The organism is Citrobacter sp. KTE30 (assembly GCF_000398825.1).
GTDB classification, from domain to species: domain Bacteria; phylum Pseudomonadota; class Gammaproteobacteria; order Enterobacterales; family Enterobacteriaceae; genus Citrobacter; species Citrobacter freundii.
On record NZ_KB976055.1, the window covers coordinates 1270901 to 1287542 of the forward strand.

General features: G+C 52.6%; 17 protein-coding genes. 7 read left to right on the plus strand and 10 right to left on the minus strand.

What is annotated here, in order from left to right:
* Positions 1-22: 22 nt before the first annotated feature.
* On the plus strand, positions 23-742 hold the full coding sequence (pnuC, locus tag WC1_RS16875; RefSeq protein WP_003022990.1) for a nicotinamide riboside transporter PnuC: 720 nt from the start codon (positions 23-25) through the stop codon (positions 740-742).
* Here pnuC and zitB read toward each other — a convergent pair.
* A complete protein-coding gene (gene zitB / locus WC1_RS16870; RefSeq protein WP_003022992.1) occupies positions 739-1680 on the minus strand; it encodes a CDF family zinc transporter ZitB in 942 nt (313 codons plus the stop codon). The two genes, pnuC and zitB, sit on opposite strands and share 4 nt — an antisense overlap.
* 113 nt (positions 1681-1793) lie before the next feature.
* Positions 1794-2168 (minus strand): YbgS-like family protein, encoded by a 375-nt coding sequence (locus WC1_RS16865; protein WP_003022994.1) that lies wholly within the window; start codon positions 2166-2168, stop codon positions 1794-1796.
* Positions 2169-2485: 317 nt separating this feature from the next.
* Here WC1_RS16865 and aroG point away from each other — a divergent pair, with 317 nt between their 5' ends.
* A complete protein-coding gene (aroG, locus tag WC1_RS16860; protein ID WP_003837108.1) occupies positions 2486-3538 on the plus strand; it encodes a 3-deoxy-7-phosphoheptulonate synthase AroG in 1053 nt (350 codons plus the stop codon).
* A 67-nt stretch (positions 3539-3605) separates the two neighbouring features.
* Here the strand turns inward: aroG and gpmA are convergent, their stop codons facing one another.
* The 7 genes from gpmA to modE all read right to left on the minus strand — a co-directional run bounded on the left by gpmA (position 3606) and on the right by modE (position 11395).
* The gene (gpmA, locus tag WC1_RS16855; RefSeq protein WP_003022999.1) at positions 3606-4358 is read right to left on the minus strand and encodes a 2,3-diphosphoglycerate-dependent phosphoglycerate mutase; all 753 of its coding nucleotides are present in this window, start codon (positions 4356-4358) and stop codon (positions 3606-3608) included.
* A 232-nt stretch (positions 4359-4590) separates the two neighbouring features.
* On the minus strand, positions 4591-5631 hold the full coding sequence (gene galM / locus WC1_RS16850; RefSeq protein WP_016149809.1) for a galactose-1-epimerase: 1041 nt from the start codon (positions 5629-5631) through the stop codon (positions 4591-4593).
* On the minus strand, positions 5625-6773 hold the full coding sequence (gene galK, locus WC1_RS16845) for a galactokinase (RefSeq protein WP_016149810.1): 1149 nt from the start codon (positions 6771-6773) through the stop codon (positions 5625-5627). Before galK ends, galM begins: the two co-directional genes overlap by 7 nt.
* Positions 6774-6776: 3 nt before the next feature.
* A complete protein-coding gene (galT, locus tag WC1_RS16840) occupies positions 6777-7823 on the minus strand; it encodes a galactose-1-phosphate uridylyltransferase (RefSeq protein ID WP_003837102.1) in 1047 nt (348 codons plus the stop codon).
* A gap of 9 nt (positions 7824-7832) precedes the next feature.
* On the minus strand, positions 7833-8849 hold the full coding sequence (gene galE, locus WC1_RS16835) for a UDP-glucose 4-epimerase GalE (protein ID WP_016149811.1): 1017 nt from the start codon (positions 8847-8849) through the stop codon (positions 7833-7835).
* A 217-nt stretch (positions 8850-9066) separates the two neighbouring features.
* Positions 9067-10539, minus strand: a complete 1473-nt coding sequence (gene modF / locus WC1_RS16830; protein WP_016149812.1) for a molybdate ABC transporter ATP-binding protein ModF — start codon at positions 10537-10539, stop codon at positions 9067-9069.
* A gap of 67 nt (positions 10540-10606) precedes the next feature.
* Positions 10607-11395: a molybdenum-dependent transcriptional regulator gene (gene modE, locus WC1_RS16825; RefSeq protein WP_003023018.1), complete on the minus strand. Its 789-nt coding sequence runs from the start codon at positions 11393-11395 to the stop codon at positions 10607-10609.
* 130 nt (positions 11396-11525) lie between these two features.
* Between modE and WC1_RS23395 the strand changes: the two genes are divergently transcribed.
* The 4 genes from WC1_RS23395 to modC all read left to right on the plus strand — a co-directional run bounded on the left by WC1_RS23395 (position 11526) and on the right by modC (position 14398).
* Positions 11526-11675 carry an AcrZ family multidrug efflux pump-associated protein gene (locus WC1_RS23395; protein ID WP_003023026.1) on the plus strand — a complete coding sequence of 50 codons (150 nt, stop codon included), beginning with the start codon at positions 11526-11528 and terminating at the stop codon, positions 11673-11675.
* A 199-nt stretch (positions 11676-11874) separates the two neighbouring features.
* Entirely contained in the window at positions 11875-12648 is a 774-nt protein-coding gene (modA, locus tag WC1_RS16815; RefSeq protein WP_003023029.1) for a molybdate ABC transporter substrate-binding protein, read from the plus strand.
* Positions 12648-13337 (plus strand): molybdate ABC transporter permease subunit, encoded by a 690-nt coding sequence (gene modB / locus WC1_RS16810; protein WP_003023032.1) that lies wholly within the window; start codon positions 12648-12650, stop codon positions 13335-13337. The genes modA and modB overlap by 1 nt, the downstream gene beginning before the upstream one ends.
* 2 nt (positions 13338-13339) lie before the next feature.
* Entirely contained in the window at positions 13340-14398 is a 1059-nt protein-coding gene (gene modC / locus WC1_RS16805; protein WP_003837092.1) for a molybdenum ABC transporter ATP-binding protein ModC, read from the plus strand.
* On the opposite strand, the gene WC1_RS16800 is transcribed toward modC, so the two are convergent.
* Entirely contained in the window at positions 14399-15217 is an 819-nt protein-coding gene (locus WC1_RS16800; RefSeq protein ID WP_016149813.1) for a pyridoxal phosphatase, read from the minus strand.
* A gap of 165 nt (positions 15218-15382) precedes the next feature.
* On the opposite strand from WC1_RS16800, the gene pgl reads away from it, so the two are divergent.
* Positions 15383-16378 carry a 6-phosphogluconolactonase gene (gene pgl / locus WC1_RS16795; RefSeq protein WP_003023041.1) on the plus strand — a complete coding sequence of 332 codons (996 nt, stop codon included), beginning with the start codon at positions 15383-15385 and terminating at the stop codon, positions 16376-16378.
* The last annotated feature ends 264 nt before the right edge of the window (positions 16379-16642 follow it).

Genomic DNA, 16642 nt, shown 5'->3' on the forward strand with positions numbered 1-16642 from the left:
TTTTTTTGCTCTGGGGGAAAAGATGGACTTTTTTAGCACGCAGAACATTCTGGTACATATTCCGATCGGCGCTGGCGGTTACGATCTGTCGTGGATCGAAGCTGTGGGGACGATCGCCGGGTTGCTGTGTATTGGTCTGGCGAGTCTTGAGAAAATAAGCAATTACTTCTTCGGCCTGATAAACGTCACGCTGTTTGCGATTATCTTCTTTCAGATCCAGCTCTATGCAAGCCTGTTGCTGCAAGTTTTCTTCTTTGCCGCCAACATCTACGGCTGGTATGCCTGGTCCAGGCAAACTAACCAGCATGAAGCGGAACTGAAAATTCGCTGGCTGCCGTTACCAAAAGCGATCGGCTGGCTGGCGGCTTGCGTGGTAGCGATCGGTCTGATGTCGGTCTATATCGACCCGGTCTTTGCATTCCTGACCCGCATTGCGGTGAACATTATGCAGGCATTAGGATTACAGGTTGTTGTGCCTGAGTTGCAACCCGATGCATTCCCGTTCTGGGACTCCTGCATGATGGTGTTGTCGATTGCGGCGATGATCCTGATGACGCGCAAATACGTCGAAAACTGGCTGCTGTGGGTGATCATTAACGTAATAAGCGTAGTGATTTTCGCCCTACAAGGCGTATATGCCATGTCGCTGGAGTATATGATCCTGACGGTTATCGCCCTGAATGGTAGCAGGATGTGGATTAACAGCGCGCGTGAGCGGGGTTCCCGCGCGCTGTCCCATTAATGGTGATGATGTGAATGGCCGGACACGCCTTGGTACAGGTGGCAGTCCGGCCCATTGCACGGCTGATACTCCATCTGGATCGTCGCGTGTTCAATCTGGTAGTGGTGGATAAGGAAATGCTGAATACGTTCCAGCAGGGCATCATGATCGTGCGGCGGGATCACCTGCACATGCAGCGTCATTACCGGTTTTTCACCCACCATCCAGACATGGACATGGTGTACATTGCGGACTTCGGGGATATCCCGGCTGAGATGGCGCTGCAGTGCGGCAATATCCAGCGTCAGCGGGGCACCTTCCAGTAATTCATTAACGCTATCCTTTAACAGTCGCCAGGCGCTGCGCAGTACCAGCACGGAAACCAGAATCGAGAGAATCGGGTCCGCAGGCGTCCAGCCCGTCCAGATAATAATAAGCGCAGCGATGATCGCCCCGACCGAGCCGAGTAAATCGCCCATCACATGTAGTGCCGCGGCGCGGACGTTCAGGTTTTTCTCCTCACTGCCGCGGTGTAGAACCCAAAAAGCCAGCACGTTGGCGAGTAAACCCGCGACAGCTATAACCATCATCATGCCGCCTGCCACGGGGCGGGGCGTATGGAAGCGCTCAATGGCTTCCCAGACGATTAAAATGGTGATCACGACCAATGCGATGGCATTAACAAACGCGGCCAGTGTCGTGAGCCTCAGCCAGCCGAAGGTGTGTCGTATTGTGGGCGGTCGATGGGAAAACCGGACGGCCAGCAGCGCGAAAAGGAGCGCTGCGGCATCAGTGAGCATATGCCCGGCATCAGCCAGCAAGGCCAGTGAACCTGAAAGTATTCCACCTACCACTTCAACCAACATAAATCCGGCTGTAATGCAGAATGCAAACATCAAGCGGCGGGCATTATTGTCCTTGGGTTGCTCAGAGGAATTATGAGTATGCGAGTGCGCCATTATGCCATCCCTTTGTTATTCTCATCTTTACTGTATGCCATCATACCGTTTTTGGGATGATAAAATTAAAAAGGAGAGCTACTGCTCTCCCGTTATTAGCTTTATTTTCAGCGTTACTGCGTAGTGCCATCAGTTTTTGTCTCGGCATCATTATTAATGCCGTTTCCGGTCTCAACCTTCTTATTCACATCAGGGCAGCGACCGTCCTTACACATGGTGTTCTTGTGCATCTCGTCTTTGGTCATCCCTTCATGGTTCATTGATGAACCGTTCGGGTGCAGCATTGTGCCACCCGAATTCACGTTACTGTTGTCGACGTTATTTGGTGCCACGTTTTCGCGTGCGTCTGGGGCGACCTGACCGGCATCCGCCGAGGAATTTGCCTGGCCGTTATTGGACTGCGTATTGGTTTCAGCAGCCAGCGCCGCGCCGCTGGCGAGGCTGAGTGTAGCGGTAAGAAAGAGTGAAGCCAGCTTTGTCATATGCATAATATGCTCCTGTTATGGTCGATATGTCGGATAACGTCTTCCAACAGTGCATGTGCCAGTTACATCATCAATATGTGGTTAATAGTTTTGCCTGAGAAATTAAACCCAGCATAGAATCTTGAAATTTATGAAAATTAAAGCTGTTACAGTTATAAATTGTAGGTTGGATCTCGTTTTTCGCTACTTTATTGTGTTTTTTTGGCCAATTCCAGGATTAATCCGTCCAAAGTGTAAAACCCAGTTTACACTTTATGACTGAAGATATAGATTGGAGGGATTGCATTCATTTATATAAGTATGGCAACGCTGGAATAATCATGAATTATCAGAACGACGATTTACGCATTAAAGAGATCAACGAGTTATTACCGCCAGTCGCATTGCTGGAAAAATTCCCCGCTACTGAAAATGCCGCAAACACGGTGGCTCATGCCCGTAAAGCGATTCATAAAATTCTGAAAGGAAGCGATGATCGCCTGTTAGTGGTGATTGGGCCGTGCTCTATTCATGATCCGGCAGCCGCTAAAGAGTACGCCGCCCGCCTGCTGGCGCTGCGCGAAGAGTTAAAAGGCGAGCTTGAAATTGTCATGCGCGTCTATTTTGAAAAACCGCGAACCACCGTCGGCTGGAAAGGGCTTATCAACGATCCGCACATGGACAACAGCTTCCAAATCAACGATGGGCTGCGCATTGCACGTAAATTGCTGCTGGATATCAACGATAGCGGATTGCCGGCTGCGGGTGAGTTCCTCGATATGATCACGCCGCAATACCTTGCCGATCTGATGAGCTGGGGCGCGATTGGGGCTCGTACCACTGAATCTCAGGTACACCGCGAGCTGGCATCAGGTCTGTCTTGCCCGGTTGGTTTTAAAAACGGTACCGATGGCACGATCAAAGTTGCGATTGATGCAATCAACGCAGCAGGGGCGCCACACTGCTTCCTGTCTGTAACCAAATGGGGTCATTCGGCGATCGTAAATACCAGCGGTAACGGCGATTGCCATATTATTTTGCGCGGGGGCAAAGAACCTAACTACAGCGCTCAGCACGTTGCCGATGTGAAAGAAGGTCTGATCAAAGCAGGGCTCTCTGCACAAGTGATGATCGACTTTAGCCATGCCAACTCCTGCAAGCAGTTCAAAAAGCAGATGGATGTTGCGAAAGACGTTTGCGGGCAAGTCGCTGGTGGAGAAAAAGCGATTATTGGCGTGATGATCGAAAGCCATCTGGTCGAGGGTAATCAGAACCCGGATAGCGGCGAGCCGCTGACCTACGGTAAGAGCATCACCGACGCCTGCATTGGCTGGGAAGACACCGATGCGGTGCTGCGCCAGTTGGCGGATGCGGTAAAAGCGCGTCGCGGTTAAAACGTTAGCCTTCCAGAAAAATAAAAAAGCGCGGATAATCCGCGCTTTTTTATGTGTCGCGAAGAAATTACTTCGCTTTACCCTGGTTCGCAACGGCCGCAGCTTTTGCGGCGATCTCGTCAGCGTTACCCAGATAGTAGTGTTTGATCGGTTTGAAGTTTTCGTCGAACTCATATACCAGCGGTACGCCGGTCGGAATGTTCAGTTCAAGGATCTCATCTTCGCCCATGTTATCCAGGTATTTAACCAGCGCACGCAGAGAGTTACCGTGAGCGGCGATAATCACACGCTCACCGCTTTTCATGCGCGGCAGAATGGTTTCGTTCCAGTAGGGGATAACGCGATCGATGGTCAGCGCCAGGCTTTCGGTAACCGGTAACTCTTTGTCGGTCAGCTTCGCATAACGCGGATCGTGACCCGGATAACGCTCGTCATCTTTGGTCAGTTCCGGTGGCGTTACCGCAAAGCCGCGACGCCATTGTTTAACCTGCTCGTCACCGTATTTTTCAGCGGTTTCAGCTTTGTTCAGACCCTGCAGCGCGCCGTAATGACGTTCGTTCAGTTTCCAGGATTTCTCAACCGGCAGCCAGGCCTGATCCAGTTCGTCCAGTACGTTCCACAGGGTGTGAATGGCACGTTTCAGCACAGAGGTATAAGCAAAATCGAAGCTGTAGCCTTCCTCTTTCAGCAGTTTACCTGCCGCTTTTGCTTCGCCCACACCTTTCTCGGACAGATCAACGTCATACCAACCGGTAAAACGGTTCTCGTTGTTCCACTGACTTTCACCGTGACGTACCAGAACCAGCTTAGTTACAGCCATACACTCACTCCTATAAATCATATTTAATGATAATAATTCTCATTATATTGCCGTAATGCGTCAGCGGCAATCCTTACGCATAACCATAGCGAAAATAGCGCCACAGTGTAAGGTTCTTGTGAACTCAAGGTTGCGATTTTGTCTTTGAACGGTGGGGATTTGAGCGGTTCTACTGTGATAAACAAGCAACAGGCCCGATACGTTACGTCATCGGGCCTGGGAGGGGGAACGATTAGGCTGGAATAAACCGGTATTCCGTCACGCTGGCATACTCTTCGCCAGGACGCAGGAAGCAGTCTGGCTGCGGCCATTCCGGATGGTTCGGGCTGTCCGGCAGGAACTCGCTTTCCAGTGCCAGACCTTGCCAGTCGGCGTAGGCATCAGGACCACGGGATGGCGTACCGCCGAGGAAATTCCCTGAATAAAACTGTAATGCCGGGGCGGAGGTGTAGACCTCCATCTGCAGTTTTTCATCCTGGGACCACAGTCGAGCGACCGGCGTATGCGTATTGCCCTGTGCCTGGAGCAGGAAGGCGTGATCGTAACCTTTTACCTTGCGCTGATCGTCATCGGCAAGAAATTCACTGCTGATGATCTTAGGCGTACGGAAATCGAAAGTGCTACCAGCGACGGATTTCAGTCCGTCGTGCGGGATGCCCATTTCATCAACCGGCAAGTACTCGTCGGCGAGGATTTGCAGCTTGTGTTGGCGCACATCCGTTTTGTCACCGTCGAGGTTGAAATAAACGTGATTCGTCAGATTCACCGGGCAGGGCTTATCGACCGTGGCGCGGTAGGTTATCGAAATACGATTATCGTCAGTCAGGCGATACTGCACGGTAGCGCAAAGATGGCCAGGGAAGCCCTGATCGCCATCGTCAGACGTTAAGGCGAACAGCACCTGGCGGTCATTTTGATTGACTATCTGCCAGCGACGTTTGTCAAAACCGTCCGGCCCGCCGTGCAGCTGGTTGTCGCCCTGACTTGGTATTAATTCAACGGTTTCGCCAGCAAATGTATAGCGGCTGTTGGCGATACGGTTAGCGTAGCGACCAATCGAGGCCCCCAGAAATGCAGCCTGTCCCGGGTATTGTTCCGGGCTGGCACAACCGAGTAATGCTTCGCGCACGCTATCATCGCTGAGCGGAATACGCGCAGAGAGTAGGGTCGCGCCCCAGTCCATCAGCGTGACCACCATCCCTGCGTCATTGCGCAGGGTGAGCAGGCGAAACGGCTGACCGTCCGGAGCCTGCACGGGGATTTCGTTTAACATTGTCCGGCTCCTTGAGAAGGTTTGCAGACGTAGAATGTTTCTTTAATTCCAGTTTTTGCTTCGTACTGCTCAGCGACAGCTTGCTGTACGGCTGGCACCAAATCTTGCGGGATCAGCGCCACTATACAGCCGCCGAAGCCGCCGCCGGTCATGCGTACACCGCCTTTATCGCCAATGGTCGCTTTGACAATCTCAACCAGCGTATCAATTTGCGGCACGGTAATTTCAAAGTCATCGCGCATTGAGGCGTGAGATTCCGCCATCAGTTGGCCCATACGCAGCAGGTCGCCTTTTTCCAGCGCCTGTGCTGCTTCAACGGTACGCGCATTTTCCGTGATCACGTGGCGAACGCGTTTGGCGACGATCGGATCCAATTCGTGGGCGACGGCGTTAAACGCTTCAAGGTTAACATCACGCAGCGCTGGCTGCTGGAAGAAACGCGCGCCGGTTTCACACTGTTCGCGACGGGTGTTGTATTCGCTACCGACCAGCGTACGTTTAAAGTTACTGTTGATGATCACCACCGCTACGCCCTCAGGCATAGAAACTGCTTTGGTGCCAAGCGTTCGGCAGTCGATCAGTAGCGCATGATCTTTCTTACCAAGTGCCGAGATCAACTGATCCATAATGCCGCAGTTACAGCCGACAAACTGGTTTTCAGCTTCCTGACCGTTCAGGGCAATCTGCGCGCCGTCGAGCGGCAGATGATAGAGCTGCTGGAATACCGTACCCACAGCGACTTCCAGCGAGGCAGAAGAACTTAACCCCGCGCCCTGTGGGACGTTACCGCTGATCACCAGATCAGCGCCGCCAAAGGTGTTATTGCGCTTTTGCAGATGTTTCACTACGCCACGCACGTAGTTTGACCACTGCTGGCTGTCGTGGGCGATAATCGGCGCATCAAGCGAGAACTCATCAATCTGATTGTCGTAATCAGCGGCGATCACGCGGACTTTTCGATCGTCGCGTGCCGCACAACTGATAACGGTTTGATAGTCGATGGCGCAAGGCAGAACGAAGCCGTCGTTATAATCGGTATGTTCGCCGATCAGGTTTACACGACCCGGTGCCTGAATAGTATGGGTGGCAGGGTAGCCAAATGTTTCTGCAAACAGAGATTGTGTTTTTTCTTTCAGACTCATTATTTAAACTCCGGATTCGCGAAAATGGATGTCGCTGACCGCACGCAGTCGTTCAGCCGCTTGTTCTGCCGTCAGGTCGCGCTGGGTTTCTGCCAGCATTTCATATCCGACCATAAATTTACGCACAGTCGCGGAACGCAGCAGCGGCGGATAAAAGTGTGCATGCAACTGCCAGTGTTGGTTTTCTTCACCGTTAAACGGTGCGCCGTGCCAGCCCATGGAGTAGGGGAATGAACACTGGAACAGATTGTCGTAACGACTGGTCAGTTTTTTCAACGCCAGCGCCAGGTCAGCACGCTGTTCGTCGCTCAAATCGGTAATACGCAGCACATGCGCTTTCGGCAGCAGCAGCGTTTCGAACGGCCACGCGGCCCAGTAAGGCACAACCGCCAGCCAGTGCTCGGTTTCTACGACCGTACGACTGCCGTCCGCCAGTTCTCTCTGGACGTAATCAACGAGCATTGGCGCGCCTTGTTCGGCGAAGTACGCTTTCTGCAGGCGATCTTCACGTTCGGCTTCGTTAGGCAAAAAGCTGTTGGCCCAAATTTGTCCGTGTGGGTGCGGGTTCGAGCACCCCATCGCTGCGCCTTTATTCTCAAATACCTGCACCCAGGGATAGGTTTTCCCTAAGTCTTCGGTCTGCTCCTGCCACGTTTTTACGATTTCTGTCAGTGCAGGGACGCTGAGTTCCGGCAACGTTTTGCTGTGATCGGGTGAGAAGCAAATCACGCGGCTGGTACCGCGCGCGCTCTGGCAGCGCATCAACGGATCGTGACTGTCCGGCGCGTCGGGGGTATCGGACATCAGCGCCGCAAAGTCATTGGTAAAGACATAGGTCCCGGTGTAATCCGGGTTTTTGTCGCCGGTAACGCGCGTATTGCCAGCGCACAGGAAGCAGTCCGGGTCATGTGCAGGTAGTACCTGCTTAGACGGAGTTTCCTGCGCCCCTTGCCACGGGCGTTTGGCGCGATGCGGTGATACGAGGATCCACTGCCCGGTGAGCGGGTTAAAACGGCGGTGTGGATGATCGACAGGATTGAATTGCGTCATGATTGGTCCTTAATCCGAATATCCCTGTGGGTGGCGTGACTGCCAGTGCCAGGTATCTTGTGCCATTTCATCCAATGTGCGGGTCACGCGCCAGTTGAGCTCGCGATCGGCTTTGCTGGCATCAGCCCAGTAGGCTGGAAGATCGCCTTCACGGCGCGGGGCGAAATGGTAATTCACCGGTTTACCACAGGCTTTGCTGAAGGCGTTGACCACGTCCAGCACGCTGCTGCCGATGCCTGCACCGAGGTTATAAATATGCACACCCTGAATGCCTGCCAGTTTTTCCATGGCGGCAACGTGGCCGTCGGCGAGATCCATCACATGGATGTAGTCGCGTACGCCGGTGCCATCTTCAGTAGGGTAGTCATTGCCAAATATGGCAAGAGACTCGCGGCGGCCAACGGCAACCTGCGCGATGTAAGGCATCAGGTTGTTTGGAATACCTTGCGGATCTTCCCCCATATCTCCTGACGGATGAGCGCCAACAGGGTTAAAGTAGCGCAGCAGGGCAATGCTCCAGTCGGGCTGAGCTTTTTGCAGATCGGTCAGGATCTGTTCCACCATCAGCTTGCTTTTGCCGTACGGACTTTGTGGCGTGCCGGTGGGAAAGCTTTCAACGTAAGGAATTTGCGGCTGATCGCCATAGACGGTCGCGGAGGAGCTGAAAATGAAGTTTTTCACGTTGGCTGCGCGCATTGCATTCACCAGACGCAGAGTGCCGTTGACGTTGTTGTCATAGTACTCCAGCGGCTTGGCAACGGATTCTCCAACGGCTTTTAAACCGGCAAAATGGATGACCGTATCAATGGCATGATCGTGCAGAATTTCGGTTATCAGCGCTTCGTTACGGATGTCTCCTTCCACGAAGGTCGGATGCTTGCCGCCTAAACGCTCAATGACGGGCAGTACGCTGCGCTTGCTGTTGCAGAGATTATCCAGGATCACCACCTCGTGACCGTTTTTCAGCAACTGCACGCAAGTGTGGCTTCCAATGTAACCGCTACCACCTGTAACCAATACTCTCATAATTCGCTCCGTTAAGCCTATGGTATGCAATAACCATAGCATAACAAAGATGCGAAAAGTGTGACACGGAATAAATTAGTGGAATCGTTTACACTCCAGGATTTTCACTCGACGCTGCTAGTTAATTTATTATAAATCATTATGTTAGGTTGTTATTACAGCGATTGTCTGAAAAAAAAGCAGAAAAAAGGGCGTGATAAACGCCCTGGCATGAAAATTAACGCAGAGAGGTTTGTCGATAGCCGTAGATATCTCCCTCGGGTACAAACTCTAGCCGATGGGTAATGCAGGCCGGGGCATCTTCGGCGTGATGAGAGACGAACAAAAGCTGAGTTTCGCCTTCACCGATCAGGACATCCACAAACCGACGGATCAGTTGGCGGTTGAGCGGATCTAATCCTTGCAAGGGTTCATCGAGGATCAGCAATGTAGGATGTTTCACCAGAGCACGAACAATCAATGCCAGCCGCTGTTGTCCCCAGGAAAGACTATGAAATGGCGCATCCGCGGTACGTTTATCGATGCCAAGAATATCCAGCCACTGCTGTACCAGCTTGTGCTGCCTGTCGGAGACGGCCTGATAAATGCCGATTGAATCGAAATAACCGGAGAGAATAACGTTGCGAACTGTTGTACTTACCCGGTAATCCAAATGCAGGCTGCTGCTGACATAGCCAATGTGTTTTTTGATATCCCAGATAGTTTCACCGCTGCCCCGGCGTCGGCCAAACAGGGTCAGGTCGTTGCTATATCCCTGGGGATGATCGCCGGTGATTAAACTGAGCAGGGTTGATTTCCCCGCACCGTTGGGGCCGACGATTTGCCAGTGTTCCCCCGGATTTACCCGCCAGCTCAGATGATGCAGGATAGGGCGATCGTTATACGAGACGGTGCCATCGTTAAGCACAATGCGCGGCTCGTTATCTGACAATGTGTGGCGTACTGAAGGCTCATCCGGCTCAGGTAACTGGATGCCTTCCAGCCGCTCGCTATGGGCAAGCTGAGCGATTAATGCCTGTTGCAGAAGGTCGATTTTTGCGCCGGTTTCCGTCAGTGTGCAATCGGCAAGCACGCCGGCAAACTGCACGAATTCGGGAATTTCATCAAAGCGATTAAGCACCAGTACCAGCGTTAAACCGGCCTGGTGTAGCTCATCGAGCAGTTCTGCTAACTGGCGGCGGGACGCGACGTCCAGCCCGTCAAAGGGTTCATCAAGGATCAGCAAATCTGGCGTGGACATTAATGCCTGGCAGAGCAGAGTTTTGCGTGTTTCACCGGTGGAAAGGTATTTGAAACGCCTGTTGAGTAGGGCTGAAATGCCAAACTGCTGCGCCAGCGCAGCGCAGCGGGCGGGATCGTTGACCTCATCCTGAATGATTTCTGCGGTGGTGCGCCCTGTGTCGTCTTCACCGGGACTAAGAAGGTCGGTGTTGTTCCGCTGCCACTCGTCGCTGACCAGCTTTTGGAGCTGCTCAAAGGAGAGTCGGGTAATACGTGTGAACTGGCAGCGGCGTTCGCCTTTCAGGAGCGGCAACTCGCCCGCCAGCGCGCGGGCCAGCGCAGATTTCCCGCTACCATTAGATCCAACAAACGCCCAGCTATCACCCGCGTTTAACGTCAACGCATTTAACTGGAGCGTTTTTGTGTCGCTAAGACGAAACATGCCTTGCGAAATTTGCAACGATGACATTTTGTATCCCATTATTTGCAGCGATGAATAACAGGGATACGTGTTCTTCGGGCTGATGTCAATCAACTCAGCACAGCGTGGCGATAATCACTCTATCAGCATTAAAATATGCTGTGACGTTAGCGCCTTCAGTTAATGTGTGGGTCTGATCTATCGGCAACGTCGCGCAGAGCGTCTGGCCATCTGGCAACGTCATCAGCACTTCACACTGTTCCGCACCGCGTTCAATATGGCTAATCGTGCCCTGCAACTGGTTATCGGCAGCCTGAGCGATGGCGTCGTCCTGAGTGATTCCCACCCACGGCGCTTTCAGCAAAATCAGTACTTCTTTGCCTTCCTCAAGACCCAGACGCTCGCCGCTTTGCGCAGTGATTGCCACTTTCAGGCGCGTTTCGCCATCGGCCAGCAGGACGTCAACATGCTGCTGGACCTGATCGTGGTCGCGAGCGGTAATGGTGCCAAACCACTGGTTACGGGCGCTGGTTTGCAGTGAAAAACGCGAGATAGCTGCCAGCAGGCTGTTGAGCGGTAGCGCATCGTCATCGCTCAAAACATCAAAAGCTTTTTGTTGGATTTGCGCCAGTAAATCATATAACTGGATTAAACGTTGGCCATAGCGCGTTAACACCGCGCCACCGCCGCCTTTACCGCCTGTGGCACGTTCAACCAGCGTCTGCTCGCTGAGCTGGTTCATTTCGTTAATCGCATCCCAGGCGCTTTTGTAGCTGATACCTGCATCCTTCGCGCCCTGACTGATGGAACCGGAAAGCGCAATGTGCTTAAGCAGAGAAATGCGACGGGGATCAGCAAACAGTTTTTGCTGAAGTTTCAGCGTAAGAAGGATTTCGGCCTGCATCACAAGCTCCTGGCAAAAAAGTGTATTGTGACGGAAAACCGTGCCTGAGCAAAGCCGACCGCACAAAAGGGGAGTGCTTTTCTGCGTTATGTGGTTAGAATACAACTAAGGACTATATCTGGAGTTGACCATGTTAGAGTTATTGAAAAGTCTGGTATTCGCCGTAATCATGGTACCTGTGGTAATGGCCATCATTCTGGGTCTGATTTACGGACTGGGTGAAGTGTTCAACATTTTCTCCGGTATCGGTCAGAAAGACCAGTCCAGACAGAATCATTGATTCCCCAAACGCCCGCTCAGTCGGGCGTTTATATTTTTTGCCTTCCTACTCGTTTTCTCTCGCTACAGTTTCTCAAGATCCTACTTTCCCTGCCGATATTTTCTTTGTGTAACCTCTAATTGGTATCAATAACCACTGGGAAAATCCTGGTTTACTCGTTATATTTGCGCCTACATAACGAAACGCAAAGGAGTTACAGATGGCACGTACATGGTTACGCTTGTTTGCAGGGGCAACACTTTCTCTTACTGTTGCCGGACATGCGCTGGCGGATGAAGGAAAGATTACCGTTTTCGCAGCGGCTTCGCTGACCAACGCGATGCAGGACATTGCAACGCAATATAAAAAAGAGAAGAACGTTGATGTTGTCTCCTCTTTTGCTTCTTCTTCCACACTGGCGCGTCAGATTGAAGCAGGCGCACCGGCCGATCTGTTTATTTCTGCCGATCAGAAATGGATGGACTACGCGGTAGACAAGAAGTCGATTGATACCGCAACGCGTGAAACGCTGTTGGGTAACAGCCTGGTGGTGGTTGCGCCGAAAGCCAGCGCACAGAAAGACTTCACCATCGACAGCAAAACCAACTGGACCAGTCTGTTGAACGGTGGGCGCCTGGCTGTTGGCGATCCGGAACATGTTCCGGCAGGCATTTATGCCAAAGAAGCGCTGCAAAAACTGGGTGCATGGGATACCCTGGCCCCGAAACTGGCTCCTGCTGAAGACGTGCGCGGTGCGCTGGCGCTGGTAGAGCGTAACGAAGCGCCGCTGGGGATCGTCTATGGTTCTGACGCCGTCGCCAGCAAGGGCGTAAAAGTTGTGGCGACCTTCCCGGAAGATTCGCACAAAAAAGTGGAATACCCTATCGCGATTGTTGATGGGCACAAAAACGCAACGGTTAGCGCGTTCTATGATTACCTGAAAGGACCGCAGGCTGCTGAAATCTTTAAACGTTATGGATTTACGACCAAGTAATGATACTGACCGATCCTGAATGGCAGGCCGTTATACTGAGCCTGAAAGTTTCTTCCCTGGCCGTGTTGTTTAGTCTGCCATTTGGGATCTTCTTTGCCTGGCTACTGGTGCGATGCAAGTTCCCAGGCAAAGCGCTGCTCGACAGCGTACTGCATTTGCCGCTGGTTCTGCCGCCTGTGGTGGTGGGGTATCTGCTGTTGGTCTCTATGGGACGGCGCGGATTCATTGGCGAATGGCTGTACGACTGGTTTGGCATCACTTTTGCCTTTAGCTGGCGTGGGGCGGTGCTGGCCGCTGCGGTGATGTCCTTCCCGCTCATGGTGCGGGCTATTCGTTTGGCGCTGGAAGGTGTCGACGTCAAGCTGGAGCAGGCGGCCCGCACACTGGGAGCCGGACGCTGGCGCGTCTTTATGACCATTACGTTACCGCTGATGCTGCCCGGCATTATTGTTGGTACGGTGCTGGCGTTTGCGCGTTCCCTTGGGGAATTTGGTGCAACCATTACCTTTGTTTCCAATATTCCTGGTGAAACCCGCACCATTCCTTCGGCGATGTATACCCTGATCCAAACTCCCGGCGGCGAAAGCGCGGCGGCGAGGTTATGTATCATTTCAATTGTGTTGGCGCTGATTTCGCTGCTGATTTCTGAATGGCTGGCGCGTATTAGCCGTGAGCGGACGGGGCGATAATCATGCTTGAACTTAATTTCTCCCAGACGCTGGGGACGCATTGTCTGACGCTCAACGAAACGCTGCCAGCGAGCGGCATCACCGCTATTTTTGGCGTTTCCGGTGCGGGCAAAACCTCACTGATTAACGCCATCAGTGGTCTGACGCAGCCGCAGTCCGGGCGCATCGTGCTCAACGGTCGGGTCTTAAACGACGTCGAGAACGGTATCTGTTTAACGCCGGAAAAACGCCGGGTGGGCTATGTTTTCCAGGATGCGCGCCTGTTCCCGCACTATAAAGTGCGCGGCAACCTGCGTTACGGAATGGCGAAAAGCATGGCCGGACAGTTTGATAAGCTGGTGGCGTTGTTGGGCATTGAACCGCTGCTTGACCGTCTGCCAGGCGGTCTTTCTGGCGGTGAAAAGCAGCGTGTCGCCATCGGTCGGGCGCTGCTGACCGCGCCTGAGTTATTGCTGCTTGATGAGCCGTTAGCCTCTCTGGATATACCGCGTAAACGCGAACTGCTGCCTTATCTGCAACGCCTGGCGCGGGAAATTAATATTCCGATGCTGTACGTCAGCCACTCGCTTGATGAGATTTTGCACCTGGCAGATAAAGTGATGGTGCTGGAAAACGGGCAGGTCAAAGCGTTTGGTTCGTTGGAAGATGTCTGGGGCAGCAGCGTGATGCACCCCTGGCTGCCTAAGGAACAGCAAAGCAGTATTCTGAAAGTCAGCGTGCTGGAACATCATCCACACTACGCGATGACCGCGCTGGCGCTTGGCGATCAGCATCTGTGGGTCAACAAGCTGGAACAACCGCTGCAAACCGCGCTGCGTATTCGTATTCAGGCCTCTGATGTTTCATTGGTACTGCAACCGCCGCAACAGACCAGTATTCGTAATGTTCTCCGGGCAAAAGTCGCGCAATGCTATGACGATAACGGTCAGGTGGAAGTTCAGCTTGAGGTGGGCGGTAAGACGCTGTGGGCGAAGATCAGCCCATGGGCCAGGGATGAACTGGGTATCAAACCTGGCCTGTGGCTGTACGCGCAAATTAAGAGCGTATCGATTACCGCCTGATTACAGCAGGTGAGAGTAGATAAATTTCGCGATGCTGTCGGTGGTGTTATCACCAATCACGATGTTGGCGCGGGCTTTGACCGCGTCATCCGCGTTGCCCATCGCCACGCCAGTGCCTGCGGCTTCCAGCATGCTGATATCGTTAAAGTTATCGCCAAAGGCAATCACGTTTTCCATTGACCCGCCCTGTGCTTCGATCCACTGGGTCAAGCGTCGTCCTTTACTGTTGCCTTTACGGGCAATGTCGACCTGATCGTGCCAGGACCATTCACACTCCAGCCCCAGATGTTGCTCGACATACCGGCCAAACTGCTGCAGTTTCGGAATATCTTCGTCGGTCAGAGCAAATTTCCATACGGCGTTAACGTCATGCGCCGCCTGCGCCAGCGAAGGAACCTGGGTGAAGGTCGGGCGCTGTTCCGGCGGCAGCGTTTGTGCCCAGTTAGCGGTACGCACTACATGCCCGGTAGGGCGCTCATACAGCATGGCCTCATCCACATACATCAGCCCGTGGATCTGATGTTCATCCAGCATTTCGATCAGCTGTAATGCCTGGTCTACCTGAAGGGGATCGGATTCCAGCACCTTTTTTGCTTGATAATCATACAAATAGGTACCGTTACAGCAAATTGCAGGTGTATCCAGCGCCAGTGCCTGATAAAAAGGATGAATAGCAACGTGATGGCGACCTGTGACAATGATAAGTTGGTAGCCTGCTTCTCTGGCGCGCGAGAGCGCTTCGAGAGAGGATGGCAGCAAGGTTTTTTTCGGGGTCAAGAGGGTACCGTCTAAATCCAGGGCAATCACGCGTGCGGTCATAGGTTTATCCAGATTAAGGTTGAGAATTATGTCTGTTGGAATGGTACACCGAGACGGGAGCCGGACAAAATTCTGAGCCTTAATTAAGCATTCACCGTTAAAAGCGTCTACCTTAGGCGTGTGTCAGGCAATTGCAGCCACCTGCCAAAAAGCAAAGGAGTATTCATGAAGCAAACCGTTTATACCGCCAGCCCTGAAAGTCAGCAAATCCACGTCTGGAGCCTGAATCACGATGGTTCTCTGACGCTGACACAGGTGGTTGATGTGCCGGGTCAGGTACAGCCGATGGTCGTCAGCCCGGATAAGCGTTACCTCTATGTTGGCGTGCGCCCGGAGTTTCGCGTGTTGGCTTATCGTATTGCGCCTGATGACGGTGCGCTGACCTTCGCGGCAGAGTCTGCGCTGCCGGGTAGCCCGACGCATATTTCTACCGATCATCAGGGACGTTTCGTGTTCGTGGGTTCTTATAACGCTGGCAGCGTGAGCGTCACGCGCCTGGAAGATGGCCTGCCGGTGGAATTGGTTGACGTGGTTGAGGGCCTGGATGGTTGCCACTCAGCCAACATCTCTCCGGATAACCGTACCCTGTGGGTTCCGGCGTTGAAACAGGATCGTATCTGCCTGTTTGACGTAAGCGATGATGGCCATCTGGTCGCGCAGGAACCGGCTGAAGTAACTACCGTGGAAGGCGCGGGCCCGCGTCATATGGCGTTCCATCCGAATAAGCAATATGCCTACTGTGTGAACGAGCTGAACAGCTCTGTTGATGTCTGGGAGCTGAAAGATCCGTACGGAAAAATTGAGTGTGTGCAGACGCTGGATATGATGCCTGCAGATTTCGCTGATACCCGTTGGGCAGCAGATATTCATATCACACCTGATGGGCGTCATCTGTATGCCTGTGATCGCACCGCCAGCCTGATTACGGTCTTTAGCGTGTCTGAAGACGGTAGCGTACTGACTAAAGAGGGTTTCCAGCCTACCGAAACTCAGCCACGTGGTTTTAATATCGATCACAGCGGAAAATACCTGATTGCCGCCGGGCAAAAATCGCACCATATCGCGGTGTATAAGATTGCAGGCGAACAAGGACTGTTGACAGAGAACGGTCGTTACGCGGTAGGACAAGGCCCGATGTGGGTGGTGGTTAACGCGTACTAACAATAGCGACGCCCGTTAGCGGGCGTCGCTATCTTTAAGATTGATTGCAAATACTTTTACTGTTTCTGCTTGTTTAATTCCCTTCTACAGTAGGCTGGACTTGCGTTTCTGCTGACGATTTAGTTTCTTCCTTTTTTCTGCATTAAATATCACTGAATTTTTGCGTAAAAAATTTTCGGAAAATGGAGCGTTTTTTGAAATTTTCCATTCAAAGAGTATGAGATTCTATACGGTGAAAAGAATAGATTCTACATATATTCTTGC

Coding starts and splice junctions, on each gene's coding strand:
- pnuC (WP_003022990.1), top strand. CDS start 23: ATGGACTTTTTTAGCACGCAGAACATTCTGGTACATATTCCGATCGGC.
- zitB (WP_003022992.1), bottom strand. CDS start 1,680: ATGGCGCACTCGCATACTCATAATTCCTCTGAGCAACCCAAGGACAAT.
- WC1_RS16865 (WP_003022994.1), bottom strand. CDS start 2,168: ATGCATATGACAAAGCTGGCTTCACTCTTTCTTACCGCTACACTCAGC.
- aroG (WP_003837108.1), top strand. CDS start 2,486: ATGAATTATCAGAACGACGATTTACGCATTAAAGAGATCAACGAGTTA.
- gpmA (WP_003022999.1), bottom strand. CDS start 4,358: ATGGCTGTAACTAAGCTGGTTCTGGTACGTCACGGTGAAAGTCAGTGG.
- galM (WP_016149809.1), bottom strand. CDS start 5,631: ATGTTAAACGAAATCCCCGTGCAGGCTCCGGACGGTCAGCCGTTTCGC.
- galK (WP_016149810.1), bottom strand. CDS start 6,773: ATGAGTCTGAAAGAAAAAACACAATCTCTGTTTGCAGAAACATTTGGC.
- galT (WP_003837102.1), bottom strand. CDS start 7,823: ATGACGCAATTCAATCCTGTCGATCATCCACACCGCCGTTTTAACCCG.
- galE (WP_016149811.1), bottom strand. CDS start 8,849: ATGAGAGTATTGGTTACAGGTGGTAGCGGTTACATTGGAAGCCACACT.
- modF (WP_016149812.1), bottom strand. CDS start 10,539: ATGTCATCGTTGCAAATTTCGCAAGGCATGTTTCGTCTTAGCGACACA.
- modE (WP_003023018.1), bottom strand. CDS start 11,395: ATGCAGGCCGAAATCCTTCTTACGCTGAAACTTCAGCAAAAACTGTTT.
- WC1_RS23395 (WP_003023026.1), top strand. CDS start 11,526: ATGTTAGAGTTATTGAAAAGTCTGGTATTCGCCGTAATCATGGTACCT.
- modA (WP_003023029.1), top strand. CDS start 11,875: ATGGCACGTACATGGTTACGCTTGTTTGCAGGGGCAACACTTTCTCTT.
- modB (WP_003023032.1), top strand. CDS start 12,648: ATGATACTGACCGATCCTGAATGGCAGGCCGTTATACTGAGCCTGAAA.
- modC (WP_003837092.1), top strand. CDS start 13,340: ATGCTTGAACTTAATTTCTCCCAGACGCTGGGGACGCATTGTCTGACG.
- WC1_RS16800 (WP_016149813.1), bottom strand. CDS start 15,217: ATGACCGCACGCGTGATTGCCCTGGATTTAGACGGTACCCTCTTGACC.
- pgl (WP_003023041.1), top strand. CDS start 15,383: ATGAAGCAAACCGTTTATACCGCCAGCCCTGAAAGTCAGCAAATCCAC.